Here is a 24736-nt window from a genome sequence, read left to right on the forward strand (position 1 = left end):
CCACTCCGGCAAGGTCCTCGACGTCTACAACTTCTCGACCGCCAACGGCGGCTCGATCGTCCAGTGGGCCGACGGCAACGGCACCAACCAGCAGTGGCGCCTGGCCGACTCCTCCGGCGGCTACGTCCGCTTCATCAGCCGCCACAGCAACAAGGCCCTGGAGGTCCAGGGCGCCTCCACCGCCGACGGCGCCAACATCGTCCAGTACGACGACTGGGGCGGCAACAACCAGGAACCCGAGGTCCGGGTGGGTCTCGCTCAAGGACTTCACCGTCGCCCCCTACAACGGCAGGCACCTCGTCTACGCGACGACGCACGACAACGGCACGAGCTGGGGTTCGATGAACTTCGGCCTCTTCAGCAACTGGTCCGAGATGGCCTCGGCCAGCCAGAACGCGATGTCCTCGGCCGCTGTCGCGCCCACGCTCTTCTACTTCGCCCCGAAGAACATCTGGGTGCTCGCCTACCAGTGGGGCGGGACCGCCTTCTCCTACCGGACCTCCACCGACCCCACCAATCCGAACGGCTGGTCATCGCAGCAGACGCTCTTCTCCGGAAGCATCTCCGGCTCCGGAACTGGACCCATCGACCAGACGCTCATCGGTGACAGCACGAACATGTACCTGTTCTTCGCCGGCGACAACGGCAAGATCTACCGGGCCAGTATGCCCATCGGCAACTTCCCCGGCAATTTCGGCACCACGTCGACCGTGATCATGAGCGACACGACGAACAACCTGTTCGAAGCCGTTCAGGTCTACAAGCTCCAGAACCAGAACCAGTACCTCATGATCGTCGAGGCGATCGGCTCGCAGGGCCGCTACTTCCGCTCGTTCACGGCCACCAGCCTGAACGGCACCTGGACCCCGCAGGCCGCGACCGAGGGCAACCCCTTCGCCGGCAAGGCCAACAGCGGCGCCACCTGGACCAACGACATCAGCCACGGCGAGTTGATCCGCACCAACGCCGATCAGACCATGACCGTCGACCCCTGCAACCTGCAGCTGCTCTACCAGGGACGCAGCCCCAGCTCCGGCGGCGACTACGGCCTCCTGCCCTACCGGCCGGGTGTGCTGACACTGCAGCGCTGACGGCGTGACACAGGTCCGGCTCAAGCGTTCCTGACGTTCACCGCGAAGACGTACACCCCGTCGGGTGAGCGTAATCGCTGATCCCCCTGAACCGCCCCGGACGTGGCGAACACTCCGTCCCGCCACGTCCGGGGCCACCAGCACCCCCCGTCAAACATCCGCCCGAGGGAGACGACAGGTGAGACCCGTACTTAGCGGGGCCAGGAGGAGATCTCGCCACCTGGTTCTCTGGACCGTGAGCCTGTTCCTGCTGACCACGTTGTTGCCGTCCCCGGCCAGGGCCGACAACCCGATCGTGCAGACCATCTACACCGCCGACCCGGCGCCGCTCGTCCACAACGGCCGCCTCTACCTCTACACCGGCCACGACGAGGACGGCTCGACGTACTTCACCATGCGTGACTGGCGGGTGTACTCCACCACGGACATGGCCAACTGGACCGACCACGGCTCACCGATGAGCCTGGCCACCTTCGCCTGGGCCGACGCCAACGCCTGGGCCGGCCACGTCGCCTACCGCAACGGGAAGTTCTACTGGTACGTCCCGGTGCGGAACCGGGCGACCGGCGGCATGGCCATCGGGGTCGCGGTCGGCGACAGCCCCACCGGGCCCTTCCGGGACGCACTGGGCCGCCCGCTGGTCGAGAACGGCGAGATCGACCCCAACGTCCTCATCGACGACGACGGCCAGGCCTACCTCTACTGGGGAAACCCCCGCCTGTGGTACGTCCGGCTGAACACCGACATGATCTCCTACTCCGGCAGCCCGACCCAGATTCCGCTCACCACGGCGGGGTTCGGCACGCGAAACGGCAACGCCAGCCGTCCCACCCTCTACGAGGAGGGACCGTGGGTCTTCAAGCGCAACGGCCTCTACTACAACGTGTTCGCCGCCGAATGCTGCTCGGAGTTCATCGGCTACTCCACGGCCCCCAGCGCCACCGGGCCGTGGACCTACCGCGGGACGGTCATGCCGAAGCAGGGGTCGAGCTTCACCAACCACCCCGGGATCATCGACTTCGCCGGGAACTCGTACTTCTTCTACCACAACGGCGCCCTCCCCGGCGGGGGCGGTTACACCAGGTCGGTGGCCGTGGAGAGGTTCAGCTACAACGCCGACGGCACCATCCCGACCATCAACATGACCACCGCCGGCCCTCCGCAGGTGGGGACGCTGAACCCGTACGTCCGCCAGGAGGCCGAGACCATCGCCTGGGGGACCGGAGTCGAGACCGAGCCGTCCAGCGAAGGCGGCATGAACGTCGGCTTCATCGAGAACGGCGACAACATCAAGGTCAAGGGCGTCGGCTTCGGCAGCGGAGCCTCCTCCTTCACCGCCCGGGTGGCCTCGGGCACCAGCGGCGGCCAGATCGAGGTCCGGCTCGGCAGTGCCACCGGCACCCTCGTGGGCACCTGCACCGTCCCCGGCACCGGCGGCTGGCAGAACTGGACCACCGTCACCTGCCCGGTGAGCGGGGCCACCGGAACCCGCGACCTGTATCTCCGGTTCGCCGGCGGCAGCGGCTACCTGCTCAACCTCAACTGGTGGCAGTTCACCCCGGGCGGCGGCAGCGGCGGGAACCTGCTGACCAACGGCACGATGGAGGACGGCACGACGGGCTGGACCAGCTCCGGCGGCACCCTGTCCTCCGCCACCGATGTGGCTCACGGCGGCAGCCGGTCCCTGCTCAACTCCGGCCGTACGTCAGCCTGGCAGGGCCCCCACCAGAACGTGACGTCGAGCCTGACCAACGGCAAGAGCTACACCACCAGCGTCTGGGTACGGTCGCAGAGCGGCACCCCCAGCGCGAAGGCGACCCTGACGTTCACCGCCGACGGCACGACGAACTACGTCCAGCTCACCCCGGCACAAACGGTGAACACGAACGGCTGGACCCAGCTGACCGGCACCGCGACCGTGTCGTGGACCGGCACGCTGACCAACGCCTCCTTCTACGTCGAGACGGCCGCGGGAACCGACGGCCTCTACATCGACGACGCCTCCTTCCAATGACCAGACAGAAAGGAGTCACCCCATGTCCAGACACGGACCCCTGCTCACCGCCATCACGGTCGCGGCGCTTCTCGTCCTCTGCATGGGTGTCGCGGCGATAAGCCACAGTGCGAGCGCGAGCACGTCGAGCAGCGCCCTCGCGGCGACCGCTGGATGTGGCAGGACACCGACCCTCCAGAACGGCACCAACACGATCCAGAGCAGCGGCAAGAACCGCAGCTACATCCTGAGAATCCCCGCCAACTACGACAACCAGCGGCCGTACCGGCTGATCTTCGGTCTCCACTGGCTGGGCGGCACCGCCACCGACGTCGCCACCGGCCAGACCGTGCAGCGCGACGTCTGGTCCTACTACGGGCTCCAACGACTGGCCGGCGAAAGCACGATCTTCGTCGCGCCACAGGGCCTCAACAACGGCTGGGCCAACAGCGGCGGCGAAGACGTGACCTTCGTCGACGACATGATCCGGCGGATCGAGGCCGACCTCTGCGTCGAGACGACACAGCGTTTCGCCCTTGGCTTCAGCTACGGCGGCGCCATGAGCTTCGCGCTCGCCTGTGCGAGGGCCGACGTCTTCCGTGCCGTCGCGGTCTACTCCGGTGGACAGCTCAGCGGATGCGGCGGCGGCACCCAGCCGATCGCCTACTTCGCGGCGCACGGCCTGCGGGACAGCGTGCTGAACATCTCCGGCGGGCGGTCGATGCGAGACAGGTTCGTCCGGAACAACGGCTGCACCGCCCAGAACCCGCCCGAGCCCGGCCAGGGCAGCCTGACACACCGGAGCACCACGTACTCGGGCTGCGCGGCCGGCCGTCCGGTCGTCTGGGCCGCCTTCGACGAGGGCCACATCGCCGCCCCACAGGACGGGGCGCCCGGCGACAGCGGTTCCAGAACATGGCTGCCGGAAGAGACGTGGAGGTTCTTCACCCAGTTCCAGTCCACCCCTACTCCGACCCCCACTCCGACTCCGACCCCCACTCCGACTCCGTCGGGACCGGTCACGGGGGCGTGCGCCGCGACCATCCGGGTGACCAATTCGTGGCAGGGCGGCTTCCAGGGTGAGGTCACCGTGCGCGCGGGCAACTCCGCGATCAACGGCTGGACCGTCAACTGGAACTGGCCCGGCTCGCAGGCCATCACCCAGGTCTGGGGAGGCGTCCGCTCCGGCTCCGGCTCGAACGTGACGGTACGCAACGAGACATGGAACGGCTCGCTGGGCGCCAACGCGAGCACGACCTTCGGCTTCCTCAGCAACGGCACACCGGCCGCCCCGGCGGCCACCTGCGCCGGCCCGTGACCGCGGCGCGCATTCGACCGAGTAGCGATCGGGCTCCCGGTGCGGGGCGTCAGCCCACGCCGGGGGCCCGATCGTCGATCCCCTATCTACCGAGGAGAGTTGTCAATGAAAAGAAAACAAATACGCGCGTTGCTGACTTCCGCCGTCACCGTGATGCTGACCCTGACGGCGGTCACCTCGGCCACCCCGGCGCAGGCGTTGAATAACGGCGTGGGCCGCACCCCGCCGATGGGGTGGAACACCTGGAACACGTTCGGCTGCAACATCAACGAGACGCTGATCCGGCAGACGGCCGATGCCCTGGTCAGCAACGGCATGCGCGATCTGGGATACCAGTACGTCGTCGTCGACGACTGCTGGTTCGACCCCAACCGCGACTCGGCCGGGAACCTCCAGGCCAACCCGTCGCGGTTCCCGAGCGGGATGAAGGCACTCGGTGACTACCTGCACGCCAGGGGGCTGAAGTTCGGCCTCTACCAGGTGCCGCTGGACCGGACCTGCGCGCAGTACTTCGGCTCCTACCCGGGCGCGACCGGCAGCCTCAACCACGAGGTCCAGGACGCCCGGCAGTTCGCCGCCTGGGGCGTCGACTATCTGAAGTACGACTGGTGCTCGCCCACCGGCACCATCGACGACCAGGTGCGCACCTTCGCCAAGATGCGGGACGCGCTGGCGGCGACCGGACGGCCGATCCTCTACAGCATCAACTCCAACAGCATCCACTCGAAGACCGGGCCGCAGCGTAACTGGGGCGACGTCGCCAACATCTGGCGCACGACCGAGGACATCACCAACGCCTGGAACACGGGTCAGACCAACGGCTATCCGATGGGCATCCAGAACATCGTCAACGTCAACGTCCCCCTGGCGGGCAACGCCGGGCCGGGGCAGTTCAACGACCCGGACATGATGGTGGTCGGCCGGGGCGGCATGAACGACACCGAGATGCGCAGCCACTTCGCCCTCTGGGCCATCATGGCCGCGCCCCTGATCGCCGGGAACGACGTCCGCAACATGGACAACGCGACCGCAACGATCATGAAGAACCAGCAGCTGATCGCCATCAACCAGGACACGCTCGGCCTCCAGGCGACCCAGATCAGCAACGACGGAACCCGGCGCGTACTGGCGAAGCGGCTGAGCAACGGCGACGTCGCGGTCGCGCTGTTCAACCAGGGCGGCAGCACGACCACGATCAGCACCACCGCCTCCGCCATCGGCCTGTCCGGTAACTCCTTCAGCCTGCGTGACGCCTGGACGAACACCGTCACCACGACCACCGGCGCCATCTCGGCGAGTGTCCCGTCCCACGGCACCGTCGTGTTCCGGGTCAGTGGCGGCACGCCCAATCCCACGCCCTCGCCTTCCCCGTCCACGTCTCGCATCCAGGGCGTGGGGTCGGGCCGATGCCTGGACGTGACCGGCGCCTCCCAGGCCAACGGCACCCAGGTGGTGATCTGGGACTGCAACGGCCAGAACAACCAGCAGTGGACCTCCACATCCGCCGGTGAGCTGCGGGTCTACGGCAACAAGTGCCTGGACGTCAACAACAACGGCACCGCCGACGGAACCGGCGTCCTCATCTGGGACTGCAACGGCCAGAACAACCAGAAGTGGCGCTTCAACACCGACGGGAGCATCACCGCCGTCGGCGCGAACAAGTGCCTGGACGTCGTCAACAACTCCACGGCCAACGGCGCCAAGACCCAGATCTGGTCGTGCAACGGCGCCGCCAACCAACGGTGGAAGCGCGTCTGATCACAACGCGTTCAAGGTCCGACTCCCCGTACCACGTGAGCCGCCGGAGCCCACTCGCCGTCGCCGTGCCCCAGCGGCGGCGAGCGTGATCCGTACGGCCGCCTTCACGACGGTGGGCGGCCCTCCAGGGCGGCGAGAGGGTACGGCCTGTCTCGTCGTCGTAGTAGGCCGGCGGCGCACCCCGGTGGAAGCTGTGCGCGCCCGCCGACGTTCCTGCTCTCAACCACCCCGAGAGGGTGTCGGCCCTCCCCTCCACCATGTAAAAGGTTTTCTGCGTCGATATGTGCGGCGTACCGGTGAAGGTATATGGAGCCAGGTACGAGCGGGCGTACGAAGCCGATCGAGGTGATCAGGCCCTGGCATAGGATCGGGTTCGGACTGCGGGGAGGGACCTCATTGAGGCTCCCCGGTAGTCCGGACAGTTTGGTACGCGGGTTGGAGCACATCGGGCCAGCTATTGCTTGGTGCAGGTCGGCACGATGGATGTCAGGCAGCCAGAGCCAGCGTCGGAGGCAGATAGGTGATGTCGCTGGTGGCGGTGTAAAGGCGCCAGTTCAGCGAAGCGGGGCGGCTGACCACGGTCACGTGCGGTCCCGCTGCCGCCAGCCAGGCAGCCAGGTCAGCGAAGTACCCGTCTCCCGAACCGATGACGACTCGCTCGAACCGCAGGTCGATCCTGCCGCTCACGGCCGCTTCGGCGAGGGCGCTGTCGGCTCCGTCGATGCCCGGGCGGATCAGCAGCTGCACCCCACGGAGCGCGATTCCCACACTCACCATGGAGCGAGGGTTCACCGCGACGATGAACTGATCCATGGAGCCGATCGGGACGCGCTCCCGATACTCGTTCATCGTCTGCCTCACCTCAGCCGTCGTCGGCGAGGAGGACGCCGTCAGGTTCTCGATGTCCAGAAGGTGGATCGACCGTCCGTCACGCAGGGATCTCATAGCCCGCCCCACTCACTTCTCTCTGTGGCAAGTACATTGAGAGTAATTACTGTGAACTGAGTATGCAACTCTTTTGTCGGAGAGGTGTTCACAGTGAAGCCGCCTGGAGGGCAAGAACATCAACTACTTCGCCGTAGAACGCCGCGAACCCCCTACAGTGACCCTCGTGGATCGAACTGAGGTCGTCGTGCGAAGGCCACGGCAAGCCGGTGAACCGCCGCGCGTGGGAAAGGTCCTCGCCCGCAAGGGGACGGCCGCCACCGTTCAATGGCACGATGACGGCTTCATCGAGGAGAACGTACGGCTCGGCAGCCAAAATCTGCTGGCCGTGGAAGGAAGCGTGCGCCACCTGTCCCTGGTCGATTCGGCAGAGTTGCAGAGGCGCTTCGCGGACGATCCGATGGGAGTCGTCATTCAATTGCTGCGCGAGCACACCAGAGGATTCAAAGGAACGGAGATCAAATCGACGCTGGTGGAGTTCGGCCTCGAAAAGACGACCGTCGACAAGAAGTGGAAGATCCTCCAGCCTCAGCTCACCGGTCGGGATGACGTCAAGTTCCACTCGAACGTCTACACATGGAAACCTTCCAGGAAAGCACCCGAGTCTGACGAGTCTCCGTCACCTCCCGATTCCGGGAAACAACCGAGAAAGCAGCCGAGCGAACCGTTCGCGACCCGGCTGAGCGAACTCCTCGACGCCGCCGCCCCCCGGACCGTCCAGGACTTTCTCGCCACACCTCTCCGTACGGGTGTCCTCCTGGGCCGACTGAACCACACCGCGATCGACGAGCTGCTGTCCGAGCTGGAGGAGGCCGATCGCCGGGCTTTCTCGGTCATGCTGCTCGCCGTACCGGGGAGAGCCCCAGGTGACCCGCTGCCGACGGAGATCTATCGTGACGTGCTCATCGCCGCGGCGGCCGAGTTTCGGGCAGAACCGTCTCCGGCCCTGCGGCCCGCCGTGGCGTGGCTGCTGCGGAAAGTAGCGGACACGACGTTACCCCCCGGGGCGGTCGAGCCGTTCGTTCAGCTGGCGCTCCTGCTGACCCAGGACCCGCAGAAAGCGGAGCTGAAAGCGTTGGAAGCCGGAGCGGGCGCGATCAGCAGGACGCTGCCCGCTACGCACCATGGCCTGGTCAGAATCGCCGAACAACTGCCGTTCACTCCCGAGGGCGGCCGGACCAAGCTGACGGTCGCGGTCGGAGAGAGATGGCCGGCGGACGTTTTGGACAAGCGATGGTGGGCCGGGATGACGGTGCAGGACCTCGTCGATTGCGCCGGGGGGAGGTTCGGGCGGCTGACGCGTTCACCGGAGGTGGTCGAGGCGATCATTCGGCCGCTGCTGGAACGTGAGCTCGCCGGGGCAACGACCCGTGCGCGTCTCAGCCTCTTCCTGGGAATGCCTTCACAGTACGCCGAGCTTTTGCCGGTCCCCGCGGTCGCCGAGGCGTTCGCGAGGGTCGGGCGGCGGGACCCTCTCGCCGCCTCCTGGGTTGACGCTCTGAGTGAGCAGGACCGGCTGGACGCGCTCAGGGAGGACGCGCGGCGAGCGCGGGAGGAGGCCGCAGCGGCGGCCGAACGCGCCGAGGCGGCCGAAGAACGTCGCCGTGAGCTCGCCGACCGGCTCCAGCGGTTGGAGGAGCAACTGCGTGATCTACAGGGCACCGAGGTCACGATCCGGACCGCTCAGGAACGCCAGATCAAAATAGACGTCATCCGAGCGCTCGCCGACCTGGCCGCGGAGGTCGAGGAACTCACCGCCGCGAAGGCTGCACCGGAAATTCTCGTGGAGCGGGTTCGCGGTTTGGCGGCCACGCATTCGCTAAGGCCGATCGGAAACGCGAACGACGACGCGATTTTCGACCCCGAACTTCACGAACCCATCTACGGCACTCCAGAGCCCGAAGTCCCGGTTCTTGTGATTCGTCCGGGTTACATATGGAATGAGCTGGTACTCCAACGAGCCCTTGTCGACCCAAAAGAATAAATATTAGAAAATATCGGCATTATGCCGTAGTTTGACCGTGGTTTCCACGGACGGACGACGGAGGTAACCGGGTGGCCGGGCGGCGTGTGATCGGTGTTGATTTCGGAACCTCGACCTCGTTGGTAGCCGAGCAGGTCGGCAGGACGTCGGTGGAGATCACGCCGCTGGGACGTCGCGGTACGCCGTGGCTCCCCTCGGTCGCCGGGCTCCGGGACGGCTCCCTCCTGATCGGCGAGGAGGCCGAACTCCTGCCGGCCGGCCAGGTCATCAGGTCGGCGAAGCGAGCTATCACGGAGAACAGGAAGACACTCCGCGCGGGTAACGTCGAACTGGACGCAGACTCGGTGATCATCGCGCTTCTCGGTGAAATCGCGAAGCGCACCAAGGCCGCCGGACTCTCCCTCTCGGACGCCCACGAGATCCGGCTCGGCTGCCCCGCGATGTGGACCGGTGACCAGCGGGAACGCCTACTCGCTCTCGCCGCGGAAGCGGACATCCCGGTCAGTACCGCCAGTCTCATCGATGAGCCCATCGCGGCCGGTGTCGCCTGGGCCGCTCACCGCTTCTCCCGGTCAGGCCCCCGTCCACAGGGGAAGCTCCTGGTCTTCGACATGGGTGGTGGCACCCTCGACATCGCGGTGTTGAACATCGCGGGCAAGGACTACCCCGAGATCACGGTTCTGTCCGCTCTTGGCATCAACCTCGCCGGCGATACCCTGGACGGGGCCATCGCGCGGCAGTTCACCGATGAGCTCGGCAGCCTCCTGGACGACTTCCCTGACAGAGGGAACGTCCAGGCGAAGCTGCTCAGTGTGGCGCGCCAGGCGAAGGAGGCCCTGTCCACCCGCGTCTCCTTCCCGGTCGTCTTCCGGGCGCTGGGTGATCTTCCATCGACCCGCTACCTGCGTGAGCAGCTGGTCGAGGCGTTCACCCCGCAGATGACCCAGGCCGTGGAGTACGTCCAGGCCGCCCTCCGCGCCGCGAAACTGACCGAGATAGTCCCCCGGCAGGGCGGTTCGGGCGGATACACCACGCACTCCCCCGACGTCCTGCGGAGCAAGGGAGGGTCCGATCTGACCGGAGAGATTGGCTATGTCCTTTTCGCTGGAGGTATGAGCCGCATTCCCCACGTCGGCGAGCGGATCGGCGCGCTCTTCCCGCACGCGGAGATCGCCCACGAGGTGGGCGTCGGCCCCGAGCAGGCCATTGTGGCCGGGCTGGCCAACACCGCCGAGTACGAGCGGCTCAACCTCCACCGGCCCAGCGCCGATTTCATCCTGGAGTGGGACGGCGGCGAGCAGCTGCTCTACCGCGCGCACACCCCGCTGTACGAGGGCTGGGAGCTCTGGTCCAAGGCGAGCGTCTACTACGAGCGGCGTGGGCGTGACTTCATCTGCCCGCGCCGGGGCATGGGCCGACTTCGGGTCCGGTCGTTGTACGGCGAAACCGTCAAGATCAAGATCGCGGGCACCGGCCGGACGGTGGACACTCTGCCGTTCCAGCTCGGCGAGGACATGTGCTTCCGGATGCATCCGAACGGCCTGATCTCCCTCACCAACGCGTCCGGTTACCTGCAGAGTTTCCGGGTGGACCGCTGGCCGGTGATGCGGGGAGGTGACTTCGCGACGCTGGAACTGCAGCGGCTCACCGCTCCTCCGCCCCCCTCCCGCGAGGACGACTGGGGGTACGGCCAGAAGGACTGGGCGCCACCGAAGCGCTGACCAGCGCGGCAGCCACGGGCTGCATGGACACGCTGAGCTCCTTCTGCGGGCTCAGCTCCTCCCGCACGGTCCGCCGCGCCTGGATGAGCTTGGCCAGGTGGCTTTTCCGCATCCGCTGCACCCGCGCCTCCCGGATGCCTTCGAGCACCTCCCGGTTCTTGCGGATCTGCAGGTCGAGGGTGTGTTCCCTGGCCTGGATCCGCGCCTCGACGAGGGCCTCGTTCTCCTGCTGGCGAACTCGCTCGGTCCCCACCAGACGCGCGCCTACGTGCTGCTCCGCCACACGCCAGAGCCCGGCCGCATCACGCGGCGCCGCCACCTCGCCGTCGGTCAGCGAGCCGTCGGCGAGGGCCGTGAGCAGGACGTCTCCGAGGCCATCGATGACCTCTCCGGTTTCCAGGTCGACGGCGGTCACCCAGAGTTCCAGTGTGGGGCGCAGGCCGGTGGTCTCCGCGAGGTGGATGGCCATCAGGTACGTACGTCCCTCGGGCACCCCCGGGATCCCGAGTGTCCCGAACCTCGGGAGCGCAAGCCGCTCCTCCTCCAGCACACTGATCGCCAGCCGGACGAGCGGGTGCCTGGCCGAGAGCAGCTCGGTGTCGTACCTGCTGGCGGTCTCCGGATCGAAGGTGCACTTCAGCGGCTCGCCGATCTGCAGCAACCAGGCGAGCTTTCCCGGTGGGAGCGTGCTGCCGGACTGGTCGGGCATGGCCCGGAACCGGGCGGCGAGATCAGAGGTGCCGACGATCTCCAGGATTCCCCTGTCGTCCGGTTCGCCGCGCCGGGCACCGTACAGCGCGAAGAGCCTGTCGATGATCCGCTGGACTTCGGAGGAACCGATGAACCGGCCGTTTCCGGGACCGTGCTCGGTGAACCCCTCCACGAGCAGCCCGTCCAGGCCGGACAGGATCGCCCGCGACGCCTGCAGATCGTCGGTGTCCTGGCTGCGCTGCTCCACCGCGATCGCCAAATTGTCGATCTTCCGGCCGAGCTCGGTCGGGTCGAGCCGCAACCCGATCAGTTCGGTGAAGTAGTCGCGCAGAATGGGCTCCAACTCCCCGACCGAGTTCTGGAAGATGCCGATCCGGTCGTACAGGCGCTGGAAGATGTCGGTCTCGATGGTGCCGGGCACCCGCATGTTGTAGATGAGGATCTTCTCGTGCTCCTGGCCGAAGCGGTCGAGCCGACCGATCCGCTGCTCGACCCGCATCGGGTTCCACGGCAGGTCGTAGTTGACCAGCACGTTGCAGAACTCGAAGTCGAGGCCCTCCGAGCCGACCTCGCTCAGCAGGAGGATCTCGAAGGCGCCGTCACGAAACTCCTGCATGATCCGCTGACGGTCGAGCTGCTCGACGCCGCCGTGCATCACCCGGTAGGTGAAGTGGACGCCGAGGCGGTCGGCCAGATACGACAGGGTCCGGCGGAAGTAGGAGAAGACCATCATCTGGCGGACCCCGAGCTCGCGGAGCCTGAGCAGCTCCTCCTGGAGCCGGTCATACTTGGTGTCCTTCTGGACCCGGCCGAACTCCTGGGAGAGCAGGTCATTGAGGTCGTCGGCGTCCAGCTCTTCGATGTCGCCGTCGGGGTCGTCGACCTCCTTCTCGGAGAGCGCCGCCTCCCTGTCGCGCATCGCCTCCTGAGACGCGGGAATGCAGCTCGCCGCCTGCCGCAACGGCATCTGCATGATGAACCCCGGCGGAACCCCCTTGTGCCGTGCACGGGCGAGGGCCCACGTGTAGACCGCGTCGTAGTAGGCGCGCTCCTCCTCGGTCCACTCGACGTCGATGTTCCGCGGCTCCCGTACGGCCTTGTGCTCGGGCACGTCGGCCTTACGGGTGCGGGTGAGATGGCCGCTCAGCACGTTCAGGTCCGCCAGCAGCCTGCGAACCCGCGCCTTCTCCTCCGCGGTGAGCGGGCGGTCCACGTCGAGCACCCCGCGCAGGATCTCGTAGTCGGGCCGATCGGTGACACTCCCCCCGAACCTCAGCCCATCAAGCCGGTCAAGGGTGGTGAGCAGCTCCCGAGGACTCCGGTTGTCAACCAGGGTCCGTGCCACGTCGTTGAGGACGGCATTGGGCTGCATCTGGCGTTCGAAGGTGTCGCGGTCGTTGAAGCTCCCCGCGTCGAGCAGGTTCATGAGGGTGAACAGGTCCTCGTTGCCCAGGTTGAGCGGGGTGGCCGACAGCAGCACGAGGTGGTCGCTCCAGCTGGCGAGCAGTTCGCCCAGCAGGTGGGACTTGCGCCCCCGGTTCCGCATGTTGTGGGCCTCGTCGATGATGACGAGGTCGAAGCGAGGCTTGAGCTCGGTCAGCTTCTCCAGCACATCCTGCGCGGCGCGCAGCGACTCGATCGAGATCACCGCGCGGAGTGATCTGTCTTCCCCCTTCTCCATCGCCTCCGCGAACTCCGCCAGGTCACCCGCCTTGATCAGGTCGAGCGTCCGGTCGAACCTCCGGCGCATCTCGGCCTGCCACTTGTACTTGAGCACCGAGGGGACCACGACGAGGACCCGGTCGAGCCTGCGGCGTTGTTCGAGCTCGCTCCAGATCAACCCGGCCTCGATCGTCTTGCCCAGGCCGACCTCGTCCGCGATCAGGATGCGCCCGGAGGAGCCGGTGAGCATCTTCAGCACCGGCTTGAACTGGTAGGCGCGGAAGACCGTCTTGCTCGACGCGAAGGAGTACAGGGTGTCGGTCAGCGGATGGGTCAGCTTGGTCCAGGTGAGCGTGAGCGACAGCTCGGCGGCGCTCACGGGGGGCTGGCCGAGCCAGAACCCAGGCTTGCTCGGGTCGCCCTGCACCCGGATGAGCGAGGCTTCCGTGTAGGTGTGCGTCTCGCCTCGGAGGTCGACCTCATACAGGTAGCCGGCGCCCTGCGGGCTCACCCCCGTCACGGTCCCGACGAGTGATCCGCCCTTGGGCCGCACCATGTCCCTCATCTGGAAGCGGGCGTTCCCGGCGAAGGGCTGGGCTTTGTTCCATGTGGTCCCACGGAACATCCGAGCGAGAGCGAGGTGGCCTTCCAAGGTGAACCGGTGCTCCGCGGCCTCCGCCGCGACCGGGGGCTGGGCCGCCAGGACGATCATCCCGTGCCAGGATCCCTCCTCCTCCATCGCGTAGATCCCCTGGTGAAGATGGTGGCCTATGACGGGGTCGGCGCTCACCACCTGGCGGACCTCCGGGGCGAGCCTCCGGAAGACGTCACGGTCCTTGCCGGAGACGTCACCGATGATGAGACAGGTCGCGAGGGGAAGATCGGCCAACCAGTCGAAATCCTGGAGCGAGGGCCGGTATCGCAGGTCATCCGTCATGAGGGAGTCCCATCATTAACTGTGAACATCAAACACAGAAGTTACTGTAGTTTTGAGTTTAACCATGCCTTGACGCCAGATTAACTGTCAACAACTGGTGGTAGCCCTTGGAGCAGGCGCACACCGTCGTTAAGACGTCTGTACGTCCGGGCCGGATGTCCCCCGCCATCGGTGCCGGAATGTCACCCCGGGCCCATACGGAACCGCCCCGCCCCTCTGAAAAGGGGCGGGGCGGTTTGTGCTTTCCGAGGTCAGGCGATGGTGGCCTTCCATCGGCCGCGCCGCAGGTGGATCGTCCCATCAGGGCTGATACGGATGGCCGCGCCGTACAGCGAGCGACCCCTCCCACAGCCAGTGGTCGCGGACCTCGTCGAGCACGTCCCAATCGCCGGGTTTATCGAGGTTGAGACAGTTCTGCACGGCGGCGATGGCCGCCGCCTGGGAGGCGCGGTGGAACCGTGCATGCGGCGATGTCGGCGGCCCTCAAGTGCCGTGGCCGGTCAGGCACATGGTGCCAGGCCCAGCCGGGAGACACGTTTGCCGGCGATGGTGATGACGCCGCCAGGCGGGAGGGTGGTCACGGCGCCTCCAGCGTGCCGATGACTGTGGTCACGGCGGCTTGCACCGCGGCGGCGTGCTCAGCGTGGGGGACGGGCAGGTAGCCGGGCCGCTGCTCGGTGAGGATCTTGTGCAGGTGCCGGTCGACGCGGACCCGGAATGCCGTGTCGGAGTAGTCGGGGTCCTTGTCGGCGGGGATGTCGAACGGGGCGGCGGGGTCGAGGACGGTCGCCAGGATCAGTGCCTGGCGGCTGGTGTGCAGCTCTGTCAGGGCGGTCAGGCGGTCGAGGTCGGCGAGCGCAGGTCGCTGACCTCGATGCTCGGCGGCGGCCAGGTAGTAGGCCAGGGCGGTGTGCGCGGTGCCGTCAGCGATGACGACGTCCGAGGTCAGTTCCGCCTCCAGGGCGGCGGCGGTCCCGAACGCGATAATCCATTCGGTGGAGGTGGGGGTGTGCCGGGTCATCTTGGGGAACCCGAGGTCGGCGGCTCGTTTGGCCAGGCCACCGACGCGGGTCACGGTCAGGCCGGTCGCGCGCAGCTCCATCTCGATGCGGCGGGTCAGCCGGGTGGTGTCGGTGCCGTGGGCTCCGGCGATACCAAGGTGGACGGGGAAGGTCACCATAGGGTCTGTTCCTCGTGGTCGGGGACGGCGGCGCCGGGCATGCCCGGGGGGACGCCCGCTGCGGCGAGAACCTGCCAGGTGGAGTAATGGCCGGCGAGATCGAGCAGGAGCAGCGCGGTGGCGTGGGCGTCGAACCCAGCCCGGTGCCGGCAGCCGGGAATGCCATCCAGGGGGATAGCGGTGTGGGTCAGGAGCGCATCGAGGCCGTAGCCGGGCGCGTCCAGGTAGGTGGCGCGGGCCAAACGCAGAGTGTCGATGACCCCGGCGGGCTCCCAGCCGGGCAGGTGGCGGCTCAGCACCGTGTAGTCCACGTGCGCGTTGTGGGCGGCGATCCAGGCTCCCTGCAGGGGCGCCTGGATCGCCGGGGCGACCTGCTCCCAGCGGGGAGCGTCGGCCACGTCGTGGTTGGTGATGCGATGCACGCGGGTGGCGAAGGACGTGATCGGCCGCGGCGGCCGCACCAGCGTGCACAGCGTCGGCACCGGCCGACCATCTGCGATGCGGACGGCGGCGACCTCCACCAGGTCCGGTGGGGTGGCGCCGTTGCCCTCCACATCGACGACGAGCAGCTCAGGCCAGGTACCGAAGTCCACGGTCTCTCCTAGGTGGCCGGCCAGCCGATGTCCGCCCGGCCGTGCCTGCGGTAGTGGTGGGGCTTGGTGCGGTCGTGAACCCTGGTAGCGCGACGGCTCGCCGTCAGGCGATGGTGGCCTTCCATCGGCCGCGCCGCAGGTGGATCGTTCCGTCGGGGCTGATGCGGACGGCCGCGCCGTACAGCGGTAGCGACCCCTCCCACAGCCAGTGGTCTCGGGCCTCGTCGAGCACGTCCCACAGACGTCGCGGTCCGCCCTGATGCACGGTCGGGGGTTCGTGGCCGGTCTGCTCGGCGCGCACCCAGGATCCGTCCTCGTGCACCATGAGCGCGGTCCGGGTGTCGCCGTTCTCGCGGTAGTCGTGTTCGACGCCGGGAGCCATGATCTCCAGCATGGAGCGCAGCTCCCAGGCGTTCTCCTCGATGTCGATCACGGGATACCGGCCGGTCGAGACGTCCTCGCCGTCCGCCGTGCTCGCGATCTCCATCAGGTCGGTCAGGCCAGGTGAGTAGTCGGCGCCGGTCCTGGTCTTCATGAACATCGCCCAGTCCCGCTCCACCTGCCCGACGGCGCCACCATTGTCGGTCTTGGTGGCCGACACGATGAGGGAGGTGCCGGCGATGGTCGTCGTCAGGCGGCCTCCGGGGTTGAGCGCGCTCAGCCAGGAGGCGGGGATGGGCCGTACCGACACCATCGCCACGATCCGGTCGAACGCCCCGGGGATCTCACCGGTCGCGTCCACCGGCGAGACGCGCGGGGTGTGGCCGATGGCGGCCAGCCGCTCCGAGGCGGCGGAGGTCACGTAGGCGTCCACGTCGATGCTGGTCACCCGGTCCGCACCGAACCGGTGGCACAGCAGGGCGGTGCCGTAGCCGGAGCCGGTGCCGACATCGAGGACGGTGTCCTCATCGCCGATGCGGGCGTGCCGGTACATCTGCACCACCAGACCCGGCAGCGTGGACGAGGAGGTGGGACGCCCGGTCGGCTCGTCGTGAGCCTTGGCATGGTCGGCGTGGAGCGTGCCGATCCTGGTGACGAGGGTGCGATCCCGGTAGGCGGCCTCCAGCCATGCCTCCTCGTCGGCCGGACCGTGCCGGAGCTCCCAGTGGCCGCCGCTCCAGGTCCACCAGGCAGGCACGAACCGGTGGCGGGGGGTGGAGGCGACGGCGTCGCGCCACCGCGACCCCGGGTGGGTGACGCGGCCGGCGAGCCGCCGCGCGTGAAGATCCCAGTCCATAACGGTCAGTCTCCTCCTCCACTCTGGGGGCAGGGACGTCATAGACCGATTCCGGCGAGAGGGATCGACCGCTCCCGTCGCGTCGGCAGGATGAGGGCGTCGCCCTCACAGACGGTTTCCGCCGGTGCGCAGTCGTTCCCGTCCGAATTCGGGTTGCAGGCGGTTGCGCCGTTCCGGCGCGGTACCCGGATGAGGAGGTCCTGCCATGCCCGTCCGGTGAGGATCTCCGCGAGCGGGGTGGTCCTGACGTTGCCCGCGGACCCCAGGAACCGGGACATGACACACATCCACACCTCCCCGTCGGACGCGACGGCGGCGCGGCCGTTGCCGCACTGGCCGCACAGCTCCTGGACGCCCGTGCCGATCACGGCGGCGCCACGGCCGACACCGCGCATCCGGTCGATCGGACCGAGGCGGTGGATGCCCAGGGCCTGCATCTGCGCGTACGCCTGCTCGGCGCGCTGGCTGTCGGAGAGCCGGACGATGGCGACCTTGAGCGGGATGTCGCGTTGCACGGCCTGCCGAATGTTGGCGAGGGTCCGGGCGTGGGAGCCGCGACGGCCGGTGATGTGGTCGTGCTCGTCGGAGTAGTACGAGGTGGCCAGCGTGACGCCGGGGTGGTCGAGCAGGTCCCACAGCCGGTCGGTGACCCGGTAGAGGTTGGAGAACACCTGGACCTTCAGGGCCTGAGCGAGGGCGTGTGTCAGCAGCCGCTCGAAGTCGGGGTGCCGCGTCGGCTCACCGCCGATGAACTGCACGGTGGCGATCCCGGCGGCGGGGGCGCAGGCGAGCAGGTCCTCCCAGTCGCCGGTCGTCATGGTGCCGTGGGAGCCGGTGGGTCCGGAGTCGGCGTAGCAGTGACCGCATCGGAGCTGGCAGCGGCCGGTGATCTCCAGCTCCAGGAAGTGGACCGGAGCGAGCTCGGGGGCGTGCGGTGTCATCGTGGTTCCTTCCTGTGGAGGACGAAGCGGTGGAGCCCGTGACCACGAGAGCGCCGCCCTCCTCTTTCACCCCCCTATGGGATGAAAGTCGGCGTCTCCCGTGGTCACGGGGGTCGTGCCCGGCTACCTCCTGCCTGACGGCGCCGGGTGGAGGTCCGGTCGTCTCTCCCGTACGGTCCGGATGCGCGACATCGCACCCCCGCGTACGGAAGGGGTCGTGGCGGCACGCTGAGACCCGGCTCCACGTGCCGCCACGCGATCAGGGGGCCGGGGCGGTGTAGACCAGTTCGGCGATTCGGCGTGCGACGTCGGTCAGGTCGAAGGCCGGGGCGTTCGCGGCGGGAGCACCCAGGTCAGGTCCCCAGTAGATGACCTCACCGCTGTAGCCGGTCCACACGGTCAGTGTCTCGCCCAGCAGCAGGCGGGGCTGTCCGCCTTCCCGGACGAGTTCGGGGAAGATCTCGTGGTCGGTGAGCCTGGCCCGCAGCCGTTGAAGGGCCGCGATGGCGAGCCCCCACTGCGTGACCTGTCGGAGCCGGTCGCTCGCCGGGGTGCCCGGTGGCGGAATCATGGGGTACGTCCTCTCGTGTGGTGAGAGCGGGTGAAGAAGATGAGCGGCCCCGGGGTCTTCCGGCGATGGAAGCCGGTGATCGTCCCGGGGCCGCCTCTGGCGGGCGTCCGGGGGCCGGGCTGTCTCGGGGCGTAGGCCGCGCCCTGCGCGGAGTCCGCCAGAGCTGAAGGGTCAGATGGGCGATGCCTCGGTGGGTTCCATGAGCGCCTCCAGGTACTCCCGCCGATACCGCAGCCACGGTTGCCGCTCGAACAACCCCACCAGCAGGTCGGCGGCACCTGTGGGGTCGGCCGAGGGGTGCAGGACCATACGCCCGCTGTTGAACCAGCGGAACATTTTTGGAACGCTCCAAATCAGCAGGCCGGGAGCGAGGCTCAGAACGTAATGGCCACCGGCCGTTCTCATGACGTCACCGTCCAGCGTCGCCACACCGCGACCGTGGAGGGCCTGGCGAAGCAACTGCACCGCGTGGGCGGGGGTGCTGGAGGCATGCTGCGGTTCGGGGAAACCGTGGAGACCACGCCGCTCATCCGCTCGGTAATGGGTCATGTACCGATAGTGAGATTACGCGGGATGGATCACCAGGGACGCGATGTCCCACACCCTCGTCCTTCTGCCAGCGAGGGAGGACGCCCCGTCCTACTGGCTCAAGTCGAGGGAAGGCACCAGCGACCGGACCGTGAGCGACAGATGCATCTCCTGCTCCCGACTATGGCCACCGAGGGTGGATGCTCTGTCCTACCGGCCCAAGTCAAGGGAACGCACCAGCGACCGGACGGAGGGCGACGGGCGCGTCTCCTGTTCCCGGATCTCAGCCACTAGGGAACGGGCGACGCCTTGATGCCGGAACCATACCGGCGACAGCGTGTGAGCCTCCTGCAACCGCTCGACGGCCACCTGCCGCTGCCGGGCATCCAGATGCGCTTGGGCGACATCGAGCAGGTGACGACCGTAGGAAATGCCCAAAAGGTCGCCGAACCGGACGCGGTTGGCCGCGTTCAGCGCCTTGTCCGGCTCCCGCCGTACGGCGTAGGCATGGGTGGCCTGCATCGCCACCGTGGCAGGGCCGAACGCGGTGTTGTAGATCGGCGTCCGCTTACCGAGCCGTTCGGCGCCCGCGGAGGCCATCGCGATGTAGTCCGCCACCTCCCGGCCGCCCGCCGCCGCCGGGGCCAGGGCGGTCATCAGCAGGTTGCCCCACGCGGCCACGTGGGCGGCCGGAGCGGAGAACGACGGCTCGATCCGGGCCGCCATACCGGCTGCGAGTTCCTCGGCTTCCCGGGTGCGGGCCTGGTGCAGCAGTACCCACGCATACGTGGCGTGCAAGGTCACCCACAGCAGTTCGTCATCGCCGCCGTGCGCGACGGTGATGGCCCGCTCCGCGCCGATCGCCGCCAGGTCGTCCCGGCCGAGATGCACCATCACGCTGGCCGCCAGATCATAAGCCATGGCCAGCGGGTAGACGGCAGCCGCGCCGTACGCCGCGTGGGACAGCCGCGCCTCAGCGATCAACCCGGGAAGCTGAGCGACCAGGGCGGGGAAGTCACCGGCCCAGTAGCGGCGGCACGCGTTATCCACTGCGGCCCGCACGTCCGCCGGTGATGTCGGCTCACCGTCGTGGCCGTCGTCCGCTCCGGGCAGCAGAGACGCCGACAGCAGGGCGTCCCGCAACTTCAGCACGCTGGCGCCGTCGCGTTCGCCGCCCATCCGGTCGCGTTTGCCGGTCAGCGCCGACAGGTCCACGTCGAGGGCGTTCGCCAACTTCATCAGGGTGGTGAGCCGCGCCGACTCGCGGCGCCCCTGCTCCAGCTTCGCGATGATGTCCCTGCTGACACCGGCCCGCTCGGCGAGCTCCTCCTGTGTCCAGGATCGGTCGTCACGAATCTTCCTGAGCCGGTTTCCGATGGTGCAACCGTCGTCCATGGGCCCCACCCTTCCCTGGTGATGTCGCGGTTCCAGGCTAAGCCGCGGACCCGCTTGTTGACAGGTATTCCCCCGTGGAAGTGCCTGCTCATCCTCGCGTCACCGTGGGAGCCGTCGCCCCAACAGGGCAGGAAGGTCGTCCAGCGCGAGCCCGCCGATCGGGATGACGGTTCGCCCGCGTGACAGCTCCGACGAGTGACCCGCTCTCCGTGCCCCCTGAAACAGGGGCCCCCGGCGAAGGGCTCAGCCATGCTCTACTCGGCCTGACGGAGCACCGGGGCAAGGACCGGTAGCACGGTCATGCGTCACAGGGGCCTCATCGTTGACTGTGAATTCTACACACAGCGATTATTGATGGTATGGATATAACCATCTCTTGGTGTTAGCATTGCCGTCAACGGCCGGCGGCATCGCCGTCGAATAGGTGCGCATCCGTCGATAAGACGCCTGTGCCCCCGAGCCGGATGTCCCCCCCATCAATACAGAAGGGCCACCCCCCGTGGCGAAGCTGACGTTGCCGCAGCTTGAGCGGCATCTGTTCGGAGCGGCCGATATTCTCCGCGGCAAGATGGACGCCTCGGAGTTCAAGGAGTACATCTTCGGGATGCTCTTCCTGAAGCGGGCGTCCGACCAGTTCGACGTGGTCCGCGAGGAGCTCGTCCAGAAGTGGCTCACCCAGGGCAGGAGTCCGGAGGAAGCCGAGCGGATGGCCGCCGCACCGGCCTTCTACCGGGGCGAGAGCTTCTACGTCCCCCAGGAGTCCAGCTGGCGGCACATCAAGGACCACTCCCGGGAGAAGAACGTCGGCAACCTGCTCAACAAGGCGCTGGAGGGGCTGGCGAACCACAACTCCACCTCCCTCGAAGGCGTGCTGGAGCACATCGACTTCATGCGCAAGGTCGGCCAGTCCACCATCTCCGACAAGCGGCTGCAACAGCTCGTCGACCACTTCCACCGGGTACGGCTGCGCAACGAGGACTTCGAGTTCCCCGACCTGCTCGGCGCGGCCTATGAGTACCTGATCGCGCAGTTCGCCGACTCGGCGGGCAAGAAGGGCGGCGAGTTCTACACCCCGCGCGGGGTGGTCCGGATGATGGTCCGCCTGGTCAAGCCGAGGCCCGGCATGCGCGTCTACGATCCGTGCTCCGGCTCGGGCGGCATGCTCATCCACGCCAAGGAGTACATCGACGAGCACGGCCTCGACTCCCGCGACCTGACCCTGGCCGGCCAGGAGACCGCGGGCACCACCTGGGCCGTCTCCAAGATGAACATGATCCTGCACGGCGTGCTCAACGCCGACCTGGAGAACGAGGACACCCTCGCCGACCCCCGGCACCTGGAGGACGGAGAGCTCGCCCGCTTCGACCGGGTGCTCACCAACCCGCCCTTCTCACTGAACTACTCGGCCGCCGACATGAGGCACCCGGAGCGCTTCAAGTACGGCTACGCGCCGGAGACCGGCAAGAAGGCGGACCTCATGTTCGCCCAGCACGTGCTGGCCGTCCTCACCCCCGACGGTGTCGGCGCCACGGTCATGCCGCACGGCGTGCTCTTCCGCGGCGGCAAGGAGAAGGACATCCGCGAGGGCATCATCAAGGACGACCGCCTGGAGGCGGTGATCGGCCTGGCGCCCAACCTCTTCTACGGCACCGGCATCCCGGCCTGCGTCCTGGTGCTGCGCGGCACCGACCCACGGCCCGCCGAGCGACGCGGCAAGGTGCTGTTCATCAACGCCGACCGCGAGCTCACCGCCGGGCGCGCGCAGAACCATCTCGACCCGCAGCACGCCGAGAAGATCGTCGCGGCCTACCAGGAGTATCGCGACATCCCCGGCTTCGCCCGCGTGGTGGACGTCGAGGAGCTGCGGGCCAACGACTTCAACCTCAACATCCGCCGCTACGTGGACAACACCCCGCCGCCCGAGCCCCAGGACGTCCGCGCCCACCTGCACGGCGGCGTCCCCAGGGCCGAGGTCGCGGCCAAGGCGGGGTTGTTCGAGGCGTTCGGCATCGACCCCGCCACGCTGTTCGCCGAGCGGGACGCCGACTACCACGACTTCCTGCCCGAGGGGTGGCGGGCGACCGCCGAGCGCATCCCGGCCCTCGCGACTCCCACCGAGGAGCGGCTGCGCCAGGCGTTCGCCGAGTGGTGGACCCGGCACAGCAAGCGGCTCGTCGAGCTGCCCGACACCCGCAAGGTCATGGAGGTACGGGCCGAGCTGCTCGACTCCTTCGTCACCGAGCTGCTGCCGAACAAGGTGCTCGACCGGTTCGAGCTGGCCGGCATCGTCGCCGCGTGGTGGGGCGAGGCACAGTACGACATCAAGACCCTCGGGCTGAACGGCTTCGAGGGCGTGGTCGAGGGCTGGCTGACCACCATCGAGTCGGTGTTCGAGCTGGACGAGGAGGAGGTGGAGTACTGGGACAAGCAGAGGCTCGCCGCCGAGAAGCGCAAGGCCCGCGACCACCGGGTCGTGCCCGCGCTGATCCCCGACTACCTCGCCGAGCTGGAGGCGGCCGAGGCGGCGTACGCCGAGCTGAACGCCCAGTACAAGGCGGCCACCGCCAAGCCCTCGGAGGAGGACGAGGAGGCCGATGAGCCGGACGAGTCCGCCGAGGACCAGCTCTCCGAGGCCGAACTGAAGGACCTCAAGGCGCGCACGGCCGCCGCGCGTAAGAAGGTCGGCACGCTGGAGAACCACTTCCTGCCCCGGCTCCGGATGGCCGTCGGCACCCTCGACGCCGACGCACGCCGCGACCTGGTGATCGGCGTCCTGCGGTCACAGCTCACGTCCCGCCTGGAGTCCCGTACGGCTACGGCTCGCAGGCTGGCCGAGGCGGCGTTTCGGACTTGGGCGGACAAGTACGCGGTGACCTTGCGCGACCTGGAGGCCCAACGCGAGGCGGCTACGGCTCGGCTGGAGAACTATCTCAAGGAGCTGGGATATGCGTGAACTGCCAGATGGGTGGAGACGCGTCGCTCTCCGGGAGGTCACCGAAGAGCGCACTGAGAAGGTAAGCACGCGCCGGAAGATTACTGTCCTCTCTTCCACCAAGTATCAGGGCCTGGTCCCGTCAGACGAATACTTCAAAAACCGGACCATTTACAGCGCCGACCTTTCCGGTTATAAAATCGTCCGTCGCGGTTGGTTCGCTTACGCCACCAACCATCTTGCCGAGGGGTCGATCGGCTTACAGGAAGCCTTTGACGTCGCCTGTGTCAGTCCGATCTACACGGTCTTCTCCTGCCATGACGATGTTTACCCGCCATATATGTTCAGAGTCCTGAAGTCACCGGATCTCCTGGCGAAATATGGAGTGCACGAGCAGGCTTCTGTTGATCGACGAGGAGCTGTTAGATATAGAGACTTCAGAAAAATTGAAGTCAGCATTCCATCCAATTCTGAGCAGCGGCGGATCGCGGAGATCCTCGACACTCTCGATACTCAAATCGCCAATCAACGAGAAATTTTCAATAAGCTCAAAATTGTCGCAGCAGCAATGATGGATAACCATCTCACGAAAATCATCCGGGCGGCTGATGCTGACTTTCCCCTAGCAACCCTTGCCAACATTGCCAGCGGTGTGACCCTAGGAACAGAGACCGGTGGATCGATTGAACTTCCTTACCTGCGCGTAGCAAACGTCCAGGACGGATATATCGACACGTCCGAAATGAAGAGCGTAAACGTCAGTCGCACGGACGCGAAGCGCTACCTACTTGAAGCAGGAGACGTGCTTCTAACCGAGGGCGGTGACTTGGACAAGCTTGGTCGCGGCGCGGTGTGGGATGCCAGGATTGATCCATGCATCTGCCAGAATCATATCTTCCGCGTTCGCTGCGACAAGAATCGTCTACTTCCTGAGTATCTCGCAGCATATTGCTCGTCGCATTACGGAAAGAGCTACTTCCTCAGCATTGCGAAGCAGACAACAAATCTGGCCAGCATTAACTCGACCCAACTGAAGAATATGCCAATCCCGCTTCCGCAGATCGAAAGTCAGAGACATCTCATAGAGATGACAGAAGCGGGGAAGGAACGGATTTCCGATGAGGATGCGCGTCTGCAGCGCTTGGAGCTGCTCAAGCAAGGTCTCACGGAAGACCTGCTAACAGGACGGGTTCGGGTTTCTGAGGCGGAAGCCGTACTGGAAAGTCTTTGACCGCGTGC

16 protein-coding genes and 2 pseudogenes are annotated in these 24736 nt (G+C 67.1%); 9 read left to right on the forward strand and 9 right to left on the reverse strand.

Annotated elements, in window-relative coordinates; genetic code table 11:
* Window positions 1–55: 55 nt before the first annotated feature.
* From IG98_RS53570 to IG98_RS0127965, 5 genes and pseudogenes are all read left to right on the forward strand, one after another.
* Window positions 56–148: pseudogene (locus IG98_RS53570) on the forward strand (RICIN domain-containing protein); the annotation flags it as partial.
* A 106-nt stretch (window positions 149–254) separates the two neighbouring features.
* Window positions 255–1091, forward strand: a pseudogene (locus IG98_RS45395) (glycoside hydrolase family 62 protein); the annotation flags it as partial.
* Between the two features lie 178 nt (window positions 1092–1269).
* A complete protein-coding gene (locus IG98_RS45400; protein ID WP_037971501.1) occupies window positions 1270–3105 on the forward strand; it encodes a family 43 glycosylhydrolase in 1836 nt (611 codons plus the stop codon).
* 22 nt (window positions 3106–3127) lie between these two features.
* Window positions 3128–4402, forward strand: coding sequence for a CE1 family esterase (locus IG98_RS53575; protein ID WP_030918487.1), 1275 nt, complete (start codon window positions 3128–3130; stop codon window positions 4400–4402).
* Between the two features lie 105 nt (window positions 4403–4507).
* Window positions 4508–6160: a glycoside hydrolase family 27 protein gene (locus tag IG98_RS0127965; protein ID WP_030918491.1), complete on the forward strand. Its 1653-nt coding sequence runs from the start codon at window positions 4508–4510 to the stop codon at window positions 6158–6160.
* 486 nt (window positions 6161–6646) lie between these two features.
* Here IG98_RS0127965 and IG98_RS47410 read toward each other — a convergent pair whose 3' ends face one another.
* Window positions 6647–7105 carry a hypothetical protein gene (locus tag IG98_RS47410; RefSeq protein ID WP_051753050.1) on the reverse strand — a complete coding sequence of 153 codons (459 nt, stop codon included), beginning with the start codon at window positions 7103–7105 and terminating at the stop codon, window positions 6647–6649.
* Between the two features lie 157 nt (window positions 7106–7262).
* On the opposite strand from IG98_RS47410, the gene IG98_RS0127980 reads away from it, so the two are divergent.
* Together IG98_RS0127980 and IG98_RS0127985 are read left to right on the forward strand one after the other, a co-directional pair.
* Complete coding sequence (locus tag IG98_RS0127980) at window positions 7263–9089, forward strand: hypothetical protein (RefSeq protein ID WP_157594558.1); 1827 nt, start codon at window positions 7263–7265, stop codon at window positions 9087–9089.
* 86 nt (window positions 9090–9175) lie between these two features.
* Window positions 9176–10810, forward strand: coding sequence for an Hsp70 family protein (locus tag IG98_RS0127985; protein ID WP_157594559.1), 1635 nt, complete (start codon window positions 9176–9178; stop codon window positions 10808–10810).
* Here IG98_RS0127985 and IG98_RS0127990 read toward each other — a convergent pair.
* From IG98_RS0127990 to IG98_RS0128025, 8 genes are all read right to left on the reverse strand, one after another.
* The gene (locus IG98_RS0127990) at window positions 10734–14120 is read right to left on the reverse strand and encodes a DEAD/DEAH box helicase (RefSeq protein ID WP_030918508.1); all 3387 of its coding nucleotides are present in this window, start codon (window positions 14118–14120) and stop codon (window positions 10734–10736) included. The two genes, IG98_RS0127985 and IG98_RS0127990, sit on opposite strands and share 77 nt — an antisense overlap.
* A 577-nt stretch (window positions 14121–14697) precedes the next feature.
* Window positions 14698–15300: a hypothetical protein gene (locus tag IG98_RS47415; protein ID WP_030918511.1), complete on the reverse strand. Its 603-nt coding sequence runs from the start codon at window positions 15298–15300 to the stop codon at window positions 14698–14700.
* Window positions 15294–15893 (reverse strand): 3'-5' exonuclease, encoded by a 600-nt coding sequence (locus IG98_RS0128000; RefSeq protein WP_030918514.1) that lies wholly within the window; start codon window positions 15891–15893, stop codon window positions 15294–15296. Before IG98_RS0128000 ends, IG98_RS47415 begins: the two co-directional genes overlap by 7 nt.
* A gap of 103 nt (window positions 15894–15996) precedes the next feature.
* Window positions 15997–17130: a methyltransferase domain-containing protein gene (locus tag IG98_RS0128005; protein ID WP_030918517.1), complete on the reverse strand. Its 1134-nt coding sequence runs from the start codon at window positions 17128–17130 to the stop codon at window positions 15997–15999.
* Between the two features lie 38 nt (window positions 17131–17168).
* Window positions 17169–18071 (reverse strand): radical SAM/SPASM domain-containing protein, encoded by a 903-nt coding sequence (locus IG98_RS0128010; RefSeq protein WP_051753052.1) that lies wholly within the window; start codon window positions 18069–18071, stop codon window positions 17169–17171.
* A gap of 259 nt (window positions 18072–18330) precedes the next feature.
* Complete coding sequence (locus IG98_RS0128015) at window positions 18331–18642, reverse strand: hypothetical protein (protein WP_030918524.1); 312 nt, start codon at window positions 18640–18642, stop codon at window positions 18331–18333.
* A 171-nt stretch (window positions 18643–18813) separates the two neighbouring features.
* Entirely contained in the window at window positions 18814–19191 is a 378-nt protein-coding gene (locus IG98_RS0128020) for a hypothetical protein (protein WP_030918526.1), read from the reverse strand.
* Window positions 19192–19380: 189 nt separating this feature from the next.
* Window positions 19381–20565: a helix-turn-helix domain-containing protein gene (locus tag IG98_RS0128025; protein WP_030918528.1), complete on the reverse strand. Its 1185-nt coding sequence runs from the start codon at window positions 20563–20565 to the stop codon at window positions 19381–19383.
* Between the two features lie 499 nt (window positions 20566–21064).
* Here IG98_RS0128025 and IG98_RS0128030 point away from each other — a divergent pair, with 499 nt between their 5' ends.
* A complete protein-coding gene (locus IG98_RS0128030) occupies window positions 21065–23518 on the forward strand; it encodes a type I restriction-modification system subunit M (RefSeq protein WP_030918530.1) in 2454 nt (817 codons plus the stop codon).
* Entirely contained in the window at window positions 23511–24728 is a 1218-nt protein-coding gene (locus IG98_RS49135; protein WP_084195708.1) for a restriction endonuclease subunit S, read from the forward strand. The genes IG98_RS0128030 and IG98_RS49135 overlap by 8 nt, the downstream gene beginning before the upstream one ends.
* The last annotated feature ends 8 nt before the right edge of the window (window positions 24729–24736 follow it).

Source organism: Streptosporangium amethystogenes (genome assembly GCF_000721075.1).
Lineage (GTDB): Bacteria > Actinomycetota > Actinomycetes > Streptosporangiales > Streptosporangiaceae > Streptosporangium > Streptosporangium amethystogenes.

Coding starts and splice junctions, on each gene's coding strand:
- IG98_RS53575 (WP_030918487.1), top strand. CDS start 3,128: ATGTCCAGACACGGACCCCTGCTCACCGCCATCACGGTCGCGGCGCTT.
- IG98_RS0128020 (WP_030918526.1), bottom strand. CDS start 19,191: ATGACCCATTACCGAGCGGATGAGCGGCGTGGTCTCCACGGTTTCCCC.
- IG98_RS47410 (WP_051753050.1), bottom strand. CDS start 7,105: ATGAGATCCCTGCGTGACGGACGGTCGATCCACCTTCTGGACATCGAG.
- IG98_RS0127965 (WP_030918491.1), top strand. CDS start 4,508: ATGAAAAGAAAACAAATACGCGCGTTGCTGACTTCCGCCGTCACCGTG.
- IG98_RS0128025 (WP_030918528.1), bottom strand. CDS start 20,565: ATGGACGACGGTTGCACCATCGGAAACCGGCTCAGGAAGATTCGTGAC.
- IG98_RS0128005 (WP_030918517.1), bottom strand. CDS start 17,130: ATGGACTGGGATCTTCACGCGCGGCGGCTCGCCGGCCGCGTCACCCAC.
- IG98_RS0128015 (WP_030918524.1), bottom strand. CDS start 18,642: ATGATTCCGCCACCGGGCACCCCGGCGAGCGACCGGCTCCGACAGGTC.
- IG98_RS0128010 (WP_051753052.1), bottom strand. CDS start 18,071: ATGACACCGCACGCCCCCGAGCTCGCTCCGGTCCACTTCCTGGAGCTG.
- IG98_RS0127990 (WP_030918508.1), bottom strand. CDS start 14,120: ATGACGGATGACCTGCGATACCGGCCCTCGCTCCAGGATTTCGACTGG.
- IG98_RS47415 (WP_030918511.1), bottom strand. CDS start 15,300: ATGGTGACCTTCCCCGTCCACCTTGGTATCGCCGGAGCCCACGGCACC.
- IG98_RS49135 (WP_084195708.1), top strand. CDS start 23,511: ATGCGTGAACTGCCAGATGGGTGGAGACGCGTCGCTCTCCGGGAGGTC.